Annotated in this window: 15 protein-coding genes and 1 pseudogene; 1 reads left to right on the plus strand and 15 read right to left on the minus strand. The window is 50.5% G+C overall.

The features are described 5' to 3' along the window. Window positions 1–112 precede the first annotated feature (112 nt). From PHH59_RS01285 to PHH59_RS01325, 9 genes are all read right to left on the minus strand, one after another. The gene (locus PHH59_RS01285) at window positions 113–376 is read right to left on the minus strand and encodes an RNA-binding protein (protein WP_300009963.1); all 264 of its coding nucleotides are present in this window, start codon (window positions 374–376) and stop codon (window positions 113–115) included. 584 nt (window positions 377–960) lie between these two features. Beyond that, on the minus strand, window positions 961–1707 hold the full coding sequence (locus PHH59_RS01290; protein WP_300009966.1) for a hypothetical protein: 747 nt from the start codon (window positions 1705–1707) through the stop codon (window positions 961–963). Between the two features lie 280 nt (window positions 1708–1987). Continuing rightward, complete coding sequence (locus tag PHH59_RS01295; protein WP_300009969.1) at window positions 1988–3676, minus strand: alkaline phosphatase family protein; 1689 nt, start codon at window positions 3674–3676, stop codon at window positions 1988–1990. A 272-nt stretch (window positions 3677–3948) separates the two neighbouring features. Then, window positions 3949–7041 (minus strand): efflux RND transporter permease subunit, encoded by a 3093-nt coding sequence (locus PHH59_RS01300; RefSeq protein WP_300009972.1) that lies wholly within the window; start codon window positions 7039–7041, stop codon window positions 3949–3951. Beyond that, window positions 7038–8285: an efflux RND transporter periplasmic adaptor subunit gene (locus PHH59_RS01305; RefSeq protein ID WP_300009975.1), complete on the minus strand. Its 1248-nt coding sequence runs from the start codon at window positions 8283–8285 to the stop codon at window positions 7038–7040. The genes PHH59_RS01300 and PHH59_RS01305 overlap by 4 nt, the downstream gene beginning before the upstream one ends. Continuing rightward, the gene (locus PHH59_RS01310; protein ID WP_300009978.1) at window positions 8282–9673 is read right to left on the minus strand and encodes a TolC family protein; all 1392 of its coding nucleotides are present in this window, start codon (window positions 9671–9673) and stop codon (window positions 8282–8284) included. The genes PHH59_RS01305 and PHH59_RS01310 overlap by 4 nt, the downstream gene beginning before the upstream one ends. A 31-nt stretch (window positions 9674–9704) precedes the next feature. Then, window positions 9705–11030 carry a HAMP domain-containing sensor histidine kinase gene (locus tag PHH59_RS01315; RefSeq protein WP_300009981.1) on the minus strand — a complete coding sequence of 442 codons (1326 nt, stop codon included), beginning with the start codon at window positions 11028–11030 and terminating at the stop codon, window positions 9705–9707. Next, window positions 11017–11694, minus strand: a complete 678-nt coding sequence (locus PHH59_RS01320; RefSeq protein WP_300009984.1) for a response regulator transcription factor — start codon at window positions 11692–11694, stop codon at window positions 11017–11019. Before PHH59_RS01320 ends, PHH59_RS01315 begins: the two co-directional genes overlap by 14 nt. A 20-nt stretch (window positions 11695–11714) precedes the next feature. After that, window positions 11715–12071, minus strand: a complete 357-nt coding sequence (locus PHH59_RS01325; protein WP_300009987.1) for a PepSY domain-containing protein — start codon at window positions 12069–12071, stop codon at window positions 11715–11717. Window positions 12072–12390: 319 nt separating this feature from the next. Between PHH59_RS01325 and nhaD the strand changes: the two genes are divergently transcribed. Further along, on the plus strand, window positions 12391–13824 hold the full coding sequence (gene nhaD, locus PHH59_RS01330; protein ID WP_300009989.1) for a sodium:proton antiporter NhaD: 1434 nt from the start codon (window positions 12391–12393) through the stop codon (window positions 13822–13824). A 615-nt stretch (window positions 13825–14439) separates the two neighbouring features. Here the strand turns inward: nhaD and PHH59_RS01335 are convergent. From PHH59_RS01335 to PHH59_RS01360, 6 genes and pseudogenes are all read right to left on the minus strand, one after another. Further along, window positions 14440–15135 (minus strand): F0F1 ATP synthase subunit A, encoded by a 696-nt coding sequence (locus tag PHH59_RS01335; RefSeq protein WP_300009992.1) that lies wholly within the window; start codon window positions 15133–15135, stop codon window positions 14440–14442. Further along, window positions 15119–15427: an ATP synthase subunit I gene (locus tag PHH59_RS01340; RefSeq protein WP_300009994.1), complete on the minus strand. Its 309-nt coding sequence runs from the start codon at window positions 15425–15427 to the stop codon at window positions 15119–15121. Before PHH59_RS01340 ends, PHH59_RS01335 begins: the two co-directional genes overlap by 17 nt. Then, complete coding sequence (locus tag PHH59_RS01345; RefSeq protein ID WP_300009997.1) at window positions 15420–15746, minus strand: AtpZ/AtpI family protein; 327 nt, start codon at window positions 15744–15746, stop codon at window positions 15420–15422. The genes PHH59_RS01340 and PHH59_RS01345 overlap by 8 nt, the downstream gene beginning before the upstream one ends. Then, window positions 15739–16128: a F0F1 ATP synthase subunit epsilon gene (locus tag PHH59_RS01350; protein WP_300010000.1), complete on the minus strand. Its 390-nt coding sequence runs from the start codon at window positions 16126–16128 to the stop codon at window positions 15739–15741. The genes PHH59_RS01345 and PHH59_RS01350 overlap by 8 nt, the downstream gene beginning before the upstream one ends. Continuing rightward, window positions 16118–17563, minus strand: a complete 1446-nt coding sequence (gene atpD / locus PHH59_RS01355; protein WP_300010003.1) for a F0F1 ATP synthase subunit beta — start codon at window positions 17561–17563, stop codon at window positions 16118–16120. Before atpD ends, PHH59_RS01350 begins: the two co-directional genes overlap by 11 nt. Before the next feature lie 11 nt (window positions 17564–17574). Next, window positions 17575–17799: pseudogene (locus PHH59_RS01360) on the minus strand (hypothetical protein); the annotation flags it as partial.

Below are 17799 nucleotides of genomic sequence, written 5' to 3' on the forward strand. Positions count from 1 at the left end.
GCCTGCTGGAACGGCTCCCATCTATATCACTGAGCCAGGCTTTTCCCATTTTTATGTTTTAATGGGTTTCCTAGGGATATTAGATTGGTTCTGACAAAAAGCCCGCCATCGATTAATGCCGACGGCCTTTTTTGGCGGCAGGCTCTTCAAATTTGACTTTCAACGGCTTGCCGCAATACAAATTGCCGTCCAATGCCAAGATCGCCGCGCGGGCCTCATGGCCTTCCATGCCGATAAAGGCAAAACCACGGCATCTACCGCTAAAAATATCCGACACCAGTTCAATGGAGCGGACTTTCCCATATTGGGCAAATAAAGCTTGAACGCTGGTTTCAGTCGCGTCGCTAGGTAAGTTTCCTACAAAAATTCGTTTCAAAAGACATATCCTAAATTCAGGGGGTGGGTTGATGAGCCGGATAGCGCCGGTTTTGCCACGATCCCGCAACACGGGGCGTGGGTTGAGAAAATATCCGCTGTATGCGGCATATATATGATTTGCTTGCAAATCTCCGCCTAGTTTCCCTATAAAACTGAGTACCGCTTGGGTATCAATAGGTAGAAATAAAGCCGAAACTATTGGCTCCGTTAAATCGCTTAACCGTATTTGTTGCCATCCAATACCCACAGTTAAACCCGTTTATGAAAAACGGGTTGCGTTTGCATAGGGCACGAAGGCAAAAAGTGGGGGAGTTTCTGGAAAAGTGCTGATGGACTTGCAAAGCGTAACTAAAAAGCCACCATGTTACTGGTAGCTCTCTTGTAGCCTCAACATTATAGAGATAACGTTCTAGTATGGCTATCTAAAAGTTTTGAAAGCTTACGTTTTAGGGGGATTTTAAGGACAATGTTTTCTAAATATGCAGAGCTTTGCTTATAGGGTGTTAAAAAAGCCCACCAAAGGTTTAGTGCTAAAACCTAACACATGGTTTTATCAGAATCATCGTTGATGAGTGTCTGAGATTATTTAGAGCTTAAGCTAAAGCCTGCGATACCATAAAATTCGTTTCCTGAATTTGTTTCAGGTACACCCACGCCTAGGTAGATCTGCGTTTTGGGAAGGCATTGGTAAAACAGGTTGACGACAGCACCGGAAACGTTCGAATGACCACTAAAATAGTCGCCTTGAAATGATAGTGTGTCCTTTATCAGTTCCAGGCTGAATCCCGTTGTATATCCCGCAACATCTGTCGTTGTTGATAGGGCCTTGTCAGCCCAATATCCACCGCTGCGGAGGCTTAAAAAGTGGCTTGGCTGGTAAATCAGCAATCCGTAATCAAAATTATGCCATTGCTGAGTGCTTGAAAATAAAGTTGTTCCGTTCTGGGTACCGATTAGTGTCTTGACGTTTCCATCCAAATTGAAAGTTTTTGAGAGATTGAGATAGCTGTCCCATTCGTAATTTTGGGCACCACCGCCATAGACGGGAATGTTATAAAAGGCCATTTGTATATCCCAGCCATCTTTTGATGAAAAATCTACGATGGGATTTAGATATGTCGTTGCTTCATAACTATCAGATTCCAGGGTGAAAGACCAAACATCGTCATCTTGGATACTAGGTGTGGCATCCACTTTTTTGACAGGATGTGCTTTTTTCCCCGGTCTGGCCAACGCTGTTCCGGGGGCCAAGAAAAAACAACTTAAACAAAGCATAAGCCAGAACTGGGGACAATAATGGCTTTGGCTAGATCGTCGAAAAGTTTGCATTAAAAAGTTTCGGTTTCAGTAAAAGTGAGGGCTTGAACTGATAATGGAAAAGGCTGGCAATAGGGGAAAATGGACATCGAAAGTGGCTATTCTTGCATACGGTTAATGGATTTAATTAACCGAAGGATGGGATAACCGTAATGGTGTTTTAGAAAAAACGTTAAGTTGATGAAGATTGCTTGGATAGCGCAGAAATTAAACTATGTTGGAGGTAAATAGGGCGTCAAACAAATCGAGGTGGGGAAATCCCACCTCGAAATAAGTCAATTAAACTAAACGATTAGTTTAATTGTGGCAATGCTTGAGTGCCTTCTATTTTGACGGCTTTCAACTTTGAAGGATCAAGACCCAGTGTTTTCAAGATAGTAGGGGCAATTTGCGTTGTCTCTACAGAATTGGTGACGGTTTTGCCGGAAGCGATACCTGCGCCCCAAACTATGATCGGGACATGACGGTCGTTTTCTGCCATGCCGCCGTGTTCAGCGATTTTGCTTAATTTGCCACCGCCGTAAACACTGCCTTCTTTGGCAATCCCGACAACATCAGGCACCCGTGGGTTATGCCAGTTGACATTGAATAATTTGGCCGCATCGTGGCCCGCGTAAACCGTGCTCAAACCGGCATTGGTAAAAGGAACTGCGGTTTTGTTGCCCAAGCTATCGGAACCTATGCCGATTCCTGAATAGTTCATCAGGAAATTCTTGACAAATTGGGTGGCTGTTTTTGATCTGTCTTTAAGCCATATCAGCACCCCGTCATCATCAAGGGAATGAGCAACCAGGCCATTTGCCCCAGGATGGGCCGTGTTCCAGGCCGCATCCAATGCCGCCAGCATATCGCCGTCGTTGATAATGACTAACTTGGAGCGGTCTTCAGGGGATTGGCCATGTTTGGCAGAAATGATAACGACGGTATTGGCATCCACCGCATCGACGATTTTGCCTATAGATTGGTCGACAAAGCTCAAGGCGCCGCTAAGAACCATGCCTGGCACCAATTTGCCGCTGACGGCATCAATCGTATAGCCACCCAAACCATTAGGGATAATGTTAGCCGGGTTGCTTGGGTCGTAATAACTGGAAAAATTAAGTTTTTGTGCCGTTGAAACCGACTGGAAATTCAAACCATAAATAGCAGGTACGCCAACTGTGCTGGTGCCGGCATGGTCTTTGCCCTTTGCCCAGTTCAATACGGCATTCACTTTCAAATTGTCGTAAGTTTGGGTGTCAATGTTATTTTTAGTAAAGTCAACGGAACCGCCAGTAACGGTAAGGCCATTGATTTCCGGGGTAAAAAATTCATTGGCACCTTTATCGTTTCGGCCATTGACAATTTCATAGGCGGGATGTTTATCCGACCAAGCCGTGCGTAAATGATGTTGATGCGCGACATTGAAAACGGTGTTGACTTTCAGGTATTGATGCGGATAAACAGGTGTGCAAGTACCAGGATCCACGGGTAAAGATGCTGTGTTAATCAGCGTCTTAGGATCGCCGCTCAATGCAGGGATTAGCGCGTAGCTGCTTGGGACATTATCGTATAAACCAGGGATATTTTGACCCGCGTCTAGGCGGTCTGGATTCTTGTCGATGGATTCATCAAAAGCGACTATTGTTCCGGGTGTGGCACTAACACAATCCGTAGTGCCGGGTGCCAAAAGGTCGCGGTTATAGCTGACATCGTAATAGATACCGGTGGAGTGTGGATTGCCGCCAGTGATTTGGCCAATCAAGCCAGGAAATGAATCGGCTGGGAATGGTGTCATGGCATTGGCGAATTGAACGCCGTTGTTTACCAAGCTTGCCAATGTAGAAGCAGGATTGTTTTTTACGAACCAATCGAGGTCATTTTGATGTAGGCCGTCTACTGAAATCAAAACCACATGTTGGGCTGGTGTCGCCGCGTTTACTCCAACTGCATTGAAAGCCATCGCAATAGCTAAAGGTAAAAGAGCTTTTTTTATTTTCATCTTTGTGCCTGTTTATAAGTGGATAAAGTTTATGTATCTGAAATCGCCCACTTTCAGTAGGTAACGGACAATTGGTATCGGGCCGTTACTCTGAAAATGAATGCTGCAAATACAAAAAACTTAAGGCAATATGCGAGCCAAAAATAAACAATAATAAAACCATTGGCTTATTTTTTTCTAACGAACAATCAGATGTTATAAGGTTGATAAGCACCATTATTGAATGGTTCTGTGGGGCAAAACAACCACTAATTGGGCGCCTCTTCTGAGGTTTATGGCTTAACCCAAGATTCGCCATCTCCCCTGCGCATCAAAAAATAAACCACTGGCGTGGCGATCAGTGATAACAACACCGACAGCGTCAACGCGCCAATCACCGCAATTGCCAACGGTTTCAACATATCAGAACCCGCGCCTATACCATACGCCAGCGGCAACAAGCCTAAAGTTGCCGCTAAGGATGTCATCAGCACCGGACGTAAACGCCGCCGCCCGGAAGTAATCAAGGCTTGTTCCAGCGTATCGCCTTGGGTAAGGTAGTGGTGCACCGAATCCAGCATCAAGATGCCGTTTTTAGCCACCACGCCGATGCCGATGATCGCGCCCAATAAAGACACGATATTCACCGAGGTTCCGGTCATATACCAAGCCAGCACCGTACCGCACAAGGCTAAAACCGAGCCGAAGACGATGGCGATAGGTTCGAGAAACGTCCCGAATTCAATCAGCAATACGGTAAACACCAAAAAAACCGCAGCCAACAGCACAATCAGCAAATTATGGAAGGATTCCTGCTGTTGTTTATACAGTCCGCCGAATTCCAAAACCCCAGGCGGCAAACTCGGGTCGTTACTAAGTTTGGCCTTGATTTCGGCAATAGCACTGCCCAAATCCCGGTTTTCCAGCCTGGCAGAAACGGCGACCAATTGCCGCAAATCTTCGCGGTTGAGTTGCAATTGCCCCGGCTCGGTGACAACATCGGCGACTTGCGACAGCTTCACCGTCCTGCCATCCGGCGAACGTAAAGGCAGCTCGCGCAAGTCGGCAATCTGCTTGCTGGCATCGGTGTCCATGCGGACGCGGATGTTGACGACGCGGTCGCCTTCCAACACATAAGACGCTTTTTGTCCCAGCATGGCGGTGCTGACTGCCAAGGCCACATCGTTGGTGGTCAGGCCGAAACGCAGCGCATCCAGCGAACGCACCCGTAAATCCAGCGACGGGCCGGTGGTTTCCAGGCCGTCAAAAGTATCGACGACACCGGTGATTTTGCCCAGCTCGGCTTCGATTTGCGGGGCTTTTTGTTTCAGCCACTCGACATCGGTGGAAAACAATTTGATTTCTATCGGGCGTGGCGACCAGGTCAAATCACCGATCAAATCATTGAGGATGCCGGCAAACTCCCAATCAACCCCAGGTACTTGTTCGTGCAATTGCTGGCGCAGTCCGGCGATAATTTCATCGGTTTTGCGGCTGCGCTCAGCCTTAAGTTTGACCAGAAAATCGCCGCCATGCGCTTGGGAAATGCCTAGTCCCAATTGCGCTCCGGTGCGCCGTGAATAACTGTCCAACTCCGGCAACTCATGCAGCAGTTTTTCGGCTTGTTTGAGTTGGCGGTCGGTCTCGCTTAGATTCGTCCCCCACGGCGTGTGGTAATCCAGCACAAACGCGCCTTCGTCCATAAACGGCAAGAATTCGCTTTCCAGTCGCCCGTATAGCCAGATGCCCAATGCCAAAACCGCACAACATCCCAGCAGGATTTTCCAGGCTTGGTGCAGCGCGATACGCAAAGCTTTTTCATAAAATCCCATCAAGCTATTTAACCAGTTTGATTCCTCAGCTTTGACCGGCATATGCGGATTAACAGGCAACCACGAGGCGGCTAAGGCAGGAATCAGCGTGACCGCCAACAGCAGCGAAGTCAGTAACGATACCACCATCGTTAACGATAAGGCGCGGAAGAAATTGCCCGCCACACCATCCAGGAACGCCAGCGGGATGAACACCACCACGGGCGTTAGCGTTGACGCCAGCAAGGGCCTGAAAATTTCCGCCAAGGCTTGTTGTACGGCGACCAGGCGCGCAATGCCTTGGTTAATTTTGGTATGGATGGCTTCCACGACGACGATGGCGTCATCAATAATCAGGCCGATGGCGGCGGCAATTCCGCCTAGCGTCATCAGGTTAAAACTCAGGCCCAGCACCCGCACCGCCAGCAACGTCATCAACACCGTGGCGGGGATCACCGTGGCGGCGATCAGCGTCGCGCCCCAGTTTTTCAGGAAAACATACAGGATGACCACCGATAAGATCAGCCCTAGAATAATCGCTTCCCAAACGCTTTGTATCGAATCGCCGACCAGCAAGGATTGGTCATAAAAAACTTCCACCTGCATACCTGGCGGCAGGGTTTTGCCCAGCAATGCCAGTTCTTCTTTGAGTTGCCTGGCGATGTCCAGCGTACTGCCGTTGGGTTGGCTGTAAACATTCAGCAACACGGCGTTTTCGCCTTTGGCGGTGACGATATTGAAGACCGGCTCGGGCGCGCGTTCGACACGGGCGAAATCTTTGATACGCACCGGATGGCCGAGAGCGGCAGGTATTACCGTTGCATTCGGTGCAGCGGTAATGGTGGTGACGGTCATATTTTCAATATCGGCGAGGGTATGGACGCGCCCGTCCACCAGCGTCAAATACAGTTGATAATTTTCCTCCAACATGCCGGTCGGTGTGACTTGGTTGTTGCGGTTCAGCGCGTCGGTGACTTGCGCGAGACTCAAATTCACCGCCTGCAAACGCAGAGGATCGACGATGACATGGTATTCCGGTGCGCGTCCACCGACGATGCCGACCCGCGCCACGTTAGGTATGCGTAGCAAATGCGGTTGCAGCTTATAACGGGCGGTTTCCCAAAGTTCGGTTTGCGCATAATTTTTCCCCGTCAAACTTAAGCCAACCACCGGAAACGCGGCGAACGTCAACCGCCAAACCGCCGTACCCGCCGTGGCAGGCAAGGCTTTCTGCACTACTGCCAAGCGTCCTTGCACAAACAATTCTGCTTGCACCATGTCGGTTTTCCAGTTGAAAAATACGTTGACTTCTGCCGTGCCGCGTCCGGTTTTTGACCGTATGGTGGTCACGCCCGGAATGTCTTTAACGGCCTCTTCGACCGGGCGGGTGATGGTCGCCATCATGTCATTGGCGGGCATCACGCCGTTGTCGATGAGGATCACAACACGCGGAAAATTGGTTTGTGGAAAAATTGCCGACGGCATATCTAGTGCGGCATAGGCTCCCGCCAGGCATAGCGCGATGCAAAGAAAAAATATCGCCTTGTGGTGGCGTAGCGCAAAGGATAAGTTCATTTCAACACCCGAATGCGCGTTTCCGGCGGCAAGCCATAAGCCCCTTGCGTCACCACCGTCATGCCGGCTTGCAAACCATCGCCGGACACTTCAATAAGATTACCGTCGCGCAAACCAGCGGTCACTGCCTGTTGTTTGGCGCGGTCGCCTTCGACGATGGCGATAGTTGCGGTGTTATCGACTGTCACGACACTTTCTACAGGCACAGCCAAGCGGTTTTGCCGCGCTTCCACGACGATGCTGACACGAGCGGATTGCCCAGGACGCAAACACGGGGTTTGCCCGCAAATAGTGGCGGTCGGTGTGGCGCGTACCAATACCGTGTCAGTCAGCGGATCAATTTGCGGGCTGATGTAGCTAACCGTCGCCGTTTGCTGGCTACGCGTGTTGCCCGTGCGGATTGTCACCGTTTGTCCCAAGCGCAAATCGGCGGCTTCGGGGCTGGGCACATGCAGGACAATAACGAGGCGGTGCAAATCGACCAAATCAGCCAACACGCTGCTGGGGCTGACCGCTTCGCCGAGCCGGAAATGCAACGCGGTTATGGTGCCGGACAAGGGCGCGGTGACATTCAATAAAGCGCGTTGGGTTTTGGCGGTTTGTAAATCGGTACGCGCCGTTTCCAGTAACTGTTGTGCGTCGTCATACAATTTACGCGAGATGGTTTCGCCAGGATTGAGTTGCTGTTTACGGGCGAAGTTTTTTTGCGCGAAATCTAACGCGACGTTGGCTTTGGCGATCTGGTCGTCGGCGGCGCGGCTGTCCAGCGCGAACAGCGGCGCATCTTTTTTTACCCGCTGGCCTTCTTCGCAATACAGTTGGCTGATGATACCCGCCACCGGCGCGGCGATTTTCGTACTGGCGGCCGGTTTGCCGTGGCTGGCCGGTTCGGGTTCTACCACGCCGTAAGCCAGGACATAGCGTTGTAAGGTCGTTTGCGTGATTTTGCCGGTTTGGACGGCGACTTCGGTGACGATTGCGGGTTCGTCTGCCTGGACGGGGACTAAACCAACCAGACACGATGATATGGTGACGATTTTTAGCTTATTAAAAAAATTCCGCCGGGACGGGTTTGTTACCCGTTCCGTAACGTTTTTATTGGCTGGCAGGGTCAGGAAACGTCGGAGACGGGGTTTCAAACCCTGTCCCGCCGTGGATTCTAAACATTTTATAGTTCCGCCCCAGAGGATACGCTGGGGCACGGAAACGATATTGATGTTTTGCGTTGTAAAGTCATGCTTCATGGCAATGGTTTCCGAAGTGCTGGTATGGACATGGCGTTTGTTAATGTCGGTGTTAAGGGCTGGCGTAAGGAAGCTTCCAGCATTGCCAAGCTTTGCTGGCTTTCCACCAGCACATCCAATCGCGCCCGTTCGGCGACGGATTGCTCCAGCTCGGCGACCGCCACGGCATGGGCATCCAGTTCGCCCGCCTTTGCCAAATCCCGCACCAAGCGCAGGTTGGCCTGGCGGTTCTGCACGGTTGCCCCGGCGGCTTGCCAGCGGGCGGACATTGCCAAGGCACTGGCATGGGCGTGGTCAATTTCACCCAATATCCGCAATTGCAAGGCTTCAAAACGTACTGACGCTTCTTGTCGTTTCGCTTCCGATTCGGCGATGGGCCCTTGATTTTGATGAAATATAGGCAATTGCAGTGCGTTTGCGCCCAATACCCAATAATGGGAACCAATGTCCCAGGTATAACCGGGATTGACCTGGATATTCGGATACTGGTTAGCGATTTCCAACTGTAAAGCTGATTGTACGGCGGCGTAATCCGCCAAGCTTGCCAACACATCAGGACGTTGGCGTAGGGCGATGGTTTGTAATTGGGCGGTTGGTATGGCGTTGAAATCGGGCAAGTGGGTAAACTCGCTGAAATCCAGCTCAATGCCAGTCAGTGCGGCAACGGGCACGCCAATGGCGGTAGCGAGCAGGGTTTGGGTGTTGGCGAGTTTTTTTTGCGCGGCGATCAGGTTGAGTTGGGTTTGCTGTAAACCCAGTTGCGCGGTCAGCACATCGGTTTCGGCAAGTTCTCCGGCGGCTTGCCGTTGTTGCAAATATTGGTTTATGGCCTGTTCTAAATCACACTGCTGTTGCAGAAAACGCACGGACTCTTGGGCGGCATACACATCCAGCATCGCCAAACGCAACCGGCCGCGCACCAGCCACGCGGCATCAGCTATCCGCAAACTTGCCGCGTCAGTCAGGTGTTGGCTTTTGTCGATGCGATAGCCACGTTTGCCTGCGGTTTCTATGGGAATGCTTAGCGAACTTGCTATTATCCACGGAATGGCGGGAGCGGCTAAATTACTGATCCACGTTGGTGTCAGGGTAAAATTGGGATTGGGACGTAGTCCGGCGGTGACGATGGAGGCATCCGCCGAGTCCGCTTGGGCGCGGGCGAGGGCCAAATCGGGATGGTAAAACAAGGCCGCCAAAGTCAGTTTATCTAAATTCCAAGCCCTATTTTTAGGGCTGTTGCTGCTGTCGATAAACTGTTGAAGTTCGCTATTGTTCAAGCTACGCGCTTCAATTCGTGTTGCCGAAGCCGATGCGTTAAGCGGACGTTCCTGATAATGGGCGCAACTGCTCAGCATTGCCAGAAGTGTCAATCGTATGAGTGGGTGCATACTAGCCTGTATGGGAAAGTTGGGGAAACCGCTAGTATTGGGGGACAAATAACAACACTAGCCTAAGCCCCGGTTGGTTATCCAGCAGGGTCAAGCTGCCACCATGAAGTTCGACAATGGCGGCGGCGATGCTCAGGCCCAAGCCATTGCCCGGCGTGGTGCGACTTTGTTCCAGCCGATAAAAACGCTGCAATACTTTTTGGCGATCAGCTTTCGCAATGCCTGGGCCGTTGTCGGCAATCATCAGTTCCAGATGGCTGCCGGACACCTGTAAACCGATGTCGATGCGCGTTTGTGCCGGTGTATGCAATATGGCGTTTTCCAGTAAATTAAAAACCAGTTGCGTCAATAATTCCTTATCGCCAATCATCGTTAAATCTGGGCTGATGTCGGCATGGAGGGCTTTGCCCTGTTCTTCTGCAACCGGAGACAGCGCGTCGCTTACGGCTAAGACAAGTTCGCTAAAATTGACAGGGCTAAATCCGCTGCGCCGTGTCCCCGTTTCAATTTGCGCGATTCTGAGCAAGGCGGAAAAAGTCGCCAGTATGGTATCGACTTCGGCGCTGGCGCTGGCGATATGCTCTTGATATTGCGCGGTTGCCAGCGGTTTTTTCAGCGCGTCTTGCAAGCGGAACTGCAAGCGGCTGATAGGGGTGCGTAAATCATGGGCAATATCGTTGGATACTTGCTGGACGTTATCCAGCAACGCACCGATTTTATCCAGCATCTGGTTTAGTAACGCCGCCAACTGATCCAGTTCATCACGATGGTCGGTGACGGGTAGGCGGCGATGTAAGTCGCCGGAAATAATGGCTTCGGTAGCCAGGGTGATCGCCTGGATTTTTCTCAAAAAGGCGTGGCTTAGATAAAAGCCACCGCCCAGGCCAAGCACAACCACTAACAGGATGCCCGACAAAAATGCTTCAATAATGGCTGTACCAGTGTTTTGTATGGTGCCGCCAGAATGCCCAACTGCGAGCCAATGCCGGTTGGGTAGCGCGATGACAAAAACATAAAAACTGTCTTCAGAGAGCATCTGCCATCCGGCGTTGGCTTTAAAATTTTTCAGGCTGCCCGCCAGATTGCGCCCTTGTTGATCCATAAGGCCGTAATTATCCATTGCCCCGCGTTCGTCTTCGGCAATTTCTTCAAGCAATGCCTCCATGCCGCCGACGGCATATTCTGCTTGTAAACGCTTGGCTTCCGTCACCACACCATCTTTAAGTTGTTGTTCCAGCGAGTGGATGGTTAAAAAATACACACTGAGGCCAATCGCCAAAAACGAGCATAAAAACAGGCCCAGATATAAGGCTGACAGTTTAAAACTGGAGGCGCGGATAAAATTAACCCGTTTCATGGATGATGTAGCCTGCGCCGCGCACGGTCAGAATCAAATCCGGCTTGCCACCTGCGTTAAGCTTGCTACGCAAACGGCTGATATGGGTTTCGACCATATTGGTTTTGGGGTCAAAATGGAAATCCCAGACATGTTCTAACAGCATGGTCCGCGTCACCACTTGTCCGGCATGGCGCACCAGATATTCCAGTAAGCGGAATTCGGTGGGTTGCAATTCCATCACTTGCCCGTTACGTTTGACTAGCCGTTTTAACAGGTCAATTTCAAGGTCTTGTACTTGCAATAGGTTTAATTCTACGGTGGCCCTGGGCCGTCGTAACAGCGCGTTGACCCGTGCGGCAAGTTCGCTGAATGCGAATGGTTTGACCAAATAATCATCCGCCCCGGCATTCAAGCCTTCGACCCGGTCATCAATGCCGCACATCGTGGTCAAGAACAACACGGGAACTGTGCAGCCTGAACCGCGCAACAGTTTGACCAGCGTCAAGCCATCCAAATGCGGCAACATTCTGTCAATAATCAAAACATCGTAGCCGCCGTCCTTGGCAAGCAACAAACCTGTGTAGCCATCATCTGCCGAATCGACCATAAACCCCGCTTCTTTCAGTCCATTGCTGACATAGCTTCTGGTTTCGGCATCATCTTCAATAATGGCTATTTTCATGGTATCAACGGCATCGGTATTTAATCGTCGTCATCGTCAGTATTGCTGTTGGGTTCATGATCCAAGCCGGCTTTCAGCACTTGCCCGGTTTTGCCATCGACCATGACTTTGTGAATTTTACCGTCTTTTACAACCTCGACTTCAAATTGGACGGCGTTTGCCTCATCGGCCAATTCCGCTTCCAGTGCTTTGCCGCCGATTTTTTGTTCTGCGGTTTTAATCGCTTCGGATAGGGAAATTTGGGTTTGGCTAAAAAGCGTCAATTCTTTTGCTTCTTGTTCTTTAGGTTCTACGCTTTTTGCCACGGTAACAACGGTGTTTGTCATGATGGTCATGGCAAATACGGTGACCAGCGTTAGTTTACATCTCTTGTGCATTGATCAATCCTCTTTACTATCAGGCGGGATTACCTGACTTGGGAGATAAGATAACCTGAGCCACCTTGCAGGAAGCCTTCCAAAACTATACATTTTTGTAAGAATCGCTAAAAAGGCCGGCACCCTGCATTATCAATCGGGTTACAAATTTCACCCATAACCTCTCCCGAAAAACTATTGCCGAATCTGAAAACCACGGTATAGGGGATGCTTGAGCCGTGAACCCCTTATTCCGTATGGCTCTTACTGGCTATCTCGCTTACAAAAAGGATGGCAAACCCTTATAATGCCGAAACACTTATTTAGGGGCAGGTCTTACATGAATTTCATACTCTTGAGCCTAGCGGTGCTATTTTTGCCGGGTATGGCTATTGCTGATGATGTGGTGGCAAATGCCCCTGGTAATTTGGATTTGACCCATCATGTTATCGGTTATCTCTCCCTCCTCGTCACGGTAGCGGCTTATATCGCCGCCATGTCGGAAGAAGTGACGGAGCTACGCAAATCCAAGCCGATGGTGCTAGGTTCGGCTTTAGTCTGGCTTGCGATTTGTATTTACTATGCTTTGCATGGGGACGCAAAAACGGCGGCCTTGGCATTTGAAAGCAATCTGCTCGCTTATATCGAGTTGCTGCTATTTATTCTGGTGTCAATGACTTACCTGAATACGATGGAAGAGCGCGGTGTTTTCAACGGTTTGAAGGTTTATTTGCTCAGTAGGAAGTTTAGTTATCGGCGGTTGTTCTGGATTACCGGCGCACTGGCTTTCGTGCTTTCCACGATTATCAACGGCCTGACGATAGGCTTGTTGATGGGTTCCATCGCGCTGGCGGTAGGCAAGAAAAAACCTGAATTTGTCGCCTTGGCTTGCGTGAATATCGTGATTGCCACCAACGCGGGCGGTGCGTTCAGTCCTCTGGGCGGTATTTCGACATTGTTTGTCTGGCAACGGAAAATTTTGCACTTCACTGAGTTCTTCTCGCTGGCGATTCCCTGTCTGGTCAATTTTCTGGTGCCGGCTTGCGTCATGCACTTTTGGGTACCTAAAGAAACTCCTGAAGCACTTAATGAAAAAATAGTGCTGAAACGTGGCAGTAAGCGCATTATCTTTTTGTTTATATTGACTTTAGCAATTACCGTCAGCGCGAATGTGTTGCTGGAGTTACCACCCGCTGCGGGCATGATGGCAGGCTTGGGTTTGTTGCAGTTTTTCAATTTTTACCTGACCAAGACTGCACATATCCAAGAAAGCGATTTTGCCTATGTGTACCGGTTTTATCATTTGGAAGTGCCTAAAGCCAATAATAACCGGACGTTTGACGTATTTAAAAATGTCGGTAACGTTGATTGGGATACCTTATTGTTTTTTTATGGTGCGATGATGATTATCGGCGCCATCAGTTTTGTTGGTTATCTGGACGCGGTTGCCCAATTTCTATTCGGTCAAATCAGCCCGACCTTGGCTAACATCATGATCGGCCTGTCATCGGCATTTGTCGACAACGGCACCTTGATGTTCGCCGTGTTGAATATGCACTCGAATCTTCCGCCAGGCCAGTGGTTATTGTTGACTTTGACCTTAGGTGTCGGCGGTAGTTTGCTGGCAATCGGTTCGGCACCAGGTGTCGGTATGCTCGGCCACATCAAAGGCCATTATACCTTTACCGCCCATTTACGCTGGATGCCCATGATATTGCTAGGTTATTTTGCCAGTGTCGCCGTGCATTTCTGGATTAACGCCCGTTATTTTTAGCCTAGATTTTCCGCGAAGATCTATAGTTCTGTTGGGTATGCTGTTTATGCCTGAGATTCCACTCCCCGTGTCGGGCAACCGTTTTTTTGTTGCCCGAAACTTGGAACCTCGGCGTATTGGAATGTTATGAACAGCATATCAATTTTTAACTGATGTTACGCATTGTCCACGACCCGTAGAGCGCGAAGCGAAAAGCACGAAAAAAAACTCACTAACGCCTTCGTGAGCAAAATTAAGCGGCAACTTGAAATGCCCCCTAGCCTTTTTTCGCTTTTTAGCGAAAGCAGGAGCGGACTTGTTCCCACAGTAGGCGCCACGGCGACCCCGTCCCGCCCCGGGCAATCAAAAACAAATAAATGCTCAGTACCCTTTCGTGTTTTTCGCTTCGCGCTCTACGGGTCGTGGACAAAAAAAGTCGTGCGTAACATCAGTTAAGGAATGGGCATGAAATAACTTATGCAAATGCGTTCGACATGTAGGTGCGGGTAAATCCGCACCTACATGTCGAACTTGCTTCATGCTCATTACTAGGCAATATTTATGCCGAATTGTATTGGTTGGCGATAGTCATTTTCGTGCTTTTCGTGCTTTTCGTGCTTTTCGTGGACAATCATTTCAAACCTTGGCGACTGGCTCAGATTTAGCTTTACGGGTACGCATGGCGGCGGCGATGTAAACCGCCGCCAGGATACTGAAAATATACGCTTGCACCATGCCTGTGAGCAGCCCCAGTAAGGTCATGACAATCGGGAACAGAAATGGCGTGATGGTCAGCAGGATGGCGATAATCATCGCCCCGCTCATCATATTGCCGAACAAGCGCACAGCCAATGCCAAGGTGCGGGAGATTTCGCCGATGATATTAAAAGGCAGCATAATCCACGTCGGTTCGAAGTAGGATTTAAGATAGCCGCGCAAGCCTTGGTCTTCAATGCCGAACAGCGGCACGGCGACAAACACGCACAGCGCAAGTGCGGCCGTGGTTGATAACGATCCGGTCGGCGGCTCATAGCCAGGAAAAATCGTCCCCAGATTGGCGGCGGCGATAAACAGAAACAGCGTGCCCAAAAAACCCAGATACTTTTTAGGATAAGGCAAGCCCACTTCAGCAATTTGCTGCACGATGCCAGTGACAATAATTTCCAAAAAATTCTGCCAACGGCTGCGGGTTAAATCCGTGGACAAGTTGCGGGTGATGAGTGTTGACCCAATGACCAACACCAACATCAATCCCCAAGTAAATACAATCGTGGCATTGAGTTTGATAAAACCGTGTTGCCAGAAAATCATTTCATCAGGGCTTAGGTGCATGGCAGGTCTCTTGTGTTAAGTCGGTTTTCGGCCGGGTCAGCCTAGTTACGAGCAGGCGCGCCATGATAAATCCCAACAAGCACAGCAACAGCCGTTGCCAAGCATCGCCGGAAACGTAGTAAAAGCCAGCTAAGGTAATGCCCGTCCGCAATAATAGGCTAATGAAAAACCACCGTGCCGGATGCTGCGAGGCTAGACCCTGACGCACTGTCCACCAAAGCCCGCCGAAAAACACCACGCCCAGCAAAACACCCGCCAGACCAGCCAGTATCAATAGCCCTGTCTCATTCATTGTTATCTTCCTGATCTTCGTGCATGGCTTTGTCTTCGCTATCCACCCAAACCCAGGCATTAAAACAACCAATGACTAAACCCGCCACCAATAAGGCTAAGGTCCAAGAATGTGTGCCAGGATAATGTTTGTCCAGCCAAAGTCCCAGTGCCGCGCCTAACAATGTCGGCACGACCACCGACCAACCGATCAGCCCCATCATCCCCAAACCGATCCAAATACCCTGGGTACGGTTACGCCGCGCTTTGATTTTACGCGCGGCTTTCACACCCACTTCTTGGCCCAGGGCATTGGTTTTTTTGCTGTCTTTTTTAACCATGACCTAACTCCACTAAGCGGCGGATAAAGCCGCTTTCCAATTTTGCCATCACCGAACGCACACTTTTCTCGTGTTCGTCCAAGTTCAAAAACTCCTGCTCGACGGAGTGGCGTAGTTGGGCAAGATCCGCCCCTGCTATTGCCCGGCGCACCGAAACCAGTACGTCTTTACCCGTTTTGACCAGTATGCCTTCATCAACGGCAAGGTAAGTTTCGCCGTCCGCCGCTGTTTCGTAAATCAGAATGCCTGGCGGCAGGGCCGCGACACAATCGAGCCGATGCGGCAACAGCCCGAACGAGCCTTGGTTGGTTTCGGCAACTATGCGCAATACCTGGGATTTCTCCAGGAAAACCTGGAAGGGTAACAGCACTTTAAGCTGCATCGGCGTTCTCGTGTATAGTTTGCGTCACTGTTTGTTGCGGTTTGCTTGCGCTTATTGCCTCATCTATTGTCCCGATCATGTACAGCGCACTTTCGGGATAATCTTTAAATTCATCACGCAGAATCCGCTCGCAGCCATCCAACGCATCTTTCAGGCTGACCAGCTTGCCTTTCATGCCCGTGAATTGTTCGGTCGTGAAAAACGGTTGGGTGAGGAAACGCTCCAAACGGCGGGCGCGGGCGACGACATTGCGGTCTTCCGAGGAAAGTTGTTCCAATCCCAGCATGGCGATAATGTCCTTGAGTTCTTCGTATTGCGCCAGCGTCCGCCGGATGTCTTGCGCCATACGGTAATGCCGCTCGCCGACAATGCCGGGTGTCGCCATTTTGGAACTGGATTGTAATGGGTCAATCGCTGGGAACAGGCCTTCGCTGGCCCGTTTGCGCGATAACACGATGGATGCGGACAAATGCGAAAAAGTATGCACCGCCGCCGGATCGGTAAAATCATCGGCGGGGACATACACCGCCTGGATGGAGGTGATGGCGCCAGTATCGGTGTTGGCGACGCGCTCTTCCAAGCCTGACAGCTCCGTCCCCATCGTGGGTTGATAACCCAAACGTGACGGCATCTGCCCCATCAAACCCGAAATTTCCATACCTGCTTGGATAAAGCGGAACACATTGTCGATCAACAACAACACATCACGGTGTTCGTCATCACGGAAATATTCCGCCATCGTCAGCGCGGCATGTCCAACCCGGAAACGTGCGCCCGGCGGTTCATCCATCTGCCCGAAAATCATCACCATATTCGGCAACACGCCGGCTTCTTTCATATCGCGGTACAGCTCTTCACCTTCGCGGCAACGCTCGCCAATCCCGCAAAAAATACTGACGCCTTCTTGATGCCCAAGCATATTGTGGATCATTTCCGTCAGCAGCACGGTTTTGCCGACCCCCGCACCACCAAACAAGCCCGCCTTACCGCCCCGCTCCAACGGCATCAGCACATCAATGGCCTTAATGCCGGTTTCAAACACTTCCGATTTCGTCGAACGCCGTGCCAACGGCGGCGGGGCATTGTGTACGGAACGCCATTGCACATCGGTTAGCGCGCCTTCACGGTCAATCGCATTGCCGAACACATCGAACATGCGTGAGAGCAAGGCTTTGCCAACAGGCGTTGTCAACGGCCCGCCCGTATCGTGAACCGCCATGCCACGGGCGAGGCCTTGGGTCGGTGTTAAGGCGATGCCCCGCACATGACGCGCATCGCGTTGCGCCAACACTTCAATCAGGATGCGGTTGTCCTTGCCCGTGCGTAGTAAGGTGTAAATCGCTGGCAAATGCCGATTAAATTGTATATCGACAACGCCACCACGAACGGCGGTTATCACACCAGAATTCACTGCCAGGGTGCTCTTGTTTTCCATATTATCTCCAGCTAACCAGCGGGTGCTGAATCATTTTTTTGTAAATTAGGCATATCCGCCCAGCCGAACCTCAATGCACCACCCTCTTCCCAGTCCCGTCCACCTGAATAATTGTTTAGTCCCGCATTTAAATGGTTAGGATTAATAATAAAAATATCTGGTTTTTCATCATACCATTTTAGGACGGCATCAAAAGGGGTCTTACGTCCAACAGCCCTGAGTTTCAGGTTGAAGTT

Origin of the sequence: Methylovulum sp. (genome assembly GCF_028687615.1) — a bacterium.
GTDB lineage: Bacteria > Pseudomonadota > Gammaproteobacteria > Methylococcales > Methylomonadaceae > Methylovulum.

Bases quoted from the DNA above. Each gene is read 5' to 3' on its own strand.
- PHH59_RS01295 (WP_300009969.1), bottom strand. From the start codon at position 3,676: ATGAAAATAAAAAAAGCTCTTTTACCTTTAGCTATTGCGATGGCTTTC.
- PHH59_RS01350 (WP_300010000.1), bottom strand. From the start codon at position 16,128: ATGCAGCTTAAAGTGCTGTTACCCTTCCAGGTTTTCCTGGAGAAATCC.
- PHH59_RS01325 (WP_300009987.1), bottom strand. From the start codon at position 12,071: ATGCACAAGAGATGTAAACTAACGCTGGTCACCGTATTTGCCATGACC.
- PHH59_RS01345 (WP_300009997.1), bottom strand. From the start codon at position 15,746: ATGGTTAAAAAAGACAGCAAAAAAACCAATGCCCTGGGCCAAGAAGTG.
- PHH59_RS01305 (WP_300009975.1), bottom strand. From the start codon at position 8,285: ATGAAGCATGACTTTACAACGCAAAACATCAATATCGTTTCCGTGCCC.
- PHH59_RS01290 (WP_300009966.1), bottom strand. From the start codon at position 1,707: ATGCAAACTTTTCGACGATCTAGCCAAAGCCATTATTGTCCCCAGTTC.
- PHH59_RS01335 (WP_300009992.1), bottom strand. From the start codon at position 15,135: ATGCACCTAAGCCCTGATGAAATGATTTTCTGGCAACACGGTTTTATC.
- PHH59_RS01310 (WP_300009978.1), bottom strand. From the start codon at position 9,673: ATGCACCCACTCATACGATTGACACTTCTGGCAATGCTGAGCAGTTGC.
- PHH59_RS01320 (WP_300009984.1), bottom strand. From the start codon at position 11,694: ATGAAAATAGCCATTATTGAAGATGATGCCGAAACCAGAAGCTATGTC.
- PHH59_RS01300 (WP_300009972.1), bottom strand. From the start codon at position 7,041: ATGAACTTATCCTTTGCGCTACGCCACCACAAGGCGATATTTTTTCTT.
- atpD (WP_300010003.1), bottom strand. From the start codon at position 17,563: ATGGAAAACAAGAGCACCCTGGCAGTGAATTCTGGTGTGATAACCGCC.
- nhaD (WP_300009989.1), top strand. From the start codon at position 12,391: ATGAATTTCATACTCTTGAGCCTAGCGGTGCTATTTTTGCCGGGTATG.
- PHH59_RS01340 (WP_300009994.1), bottom strand. From the start codon at position 15,427: ATGAATGAGACAGGGCTATTGATACTGGCTGGTCTGGCGGGTGTTTTG.
- PHH59_RS01315 (WP_300009981.1), bottom strand. From the start codon at position 11,030: ATGAAACGGGTTAATTTTATCCGCGCCTCCAGTTTTAAACTGTCAGCC.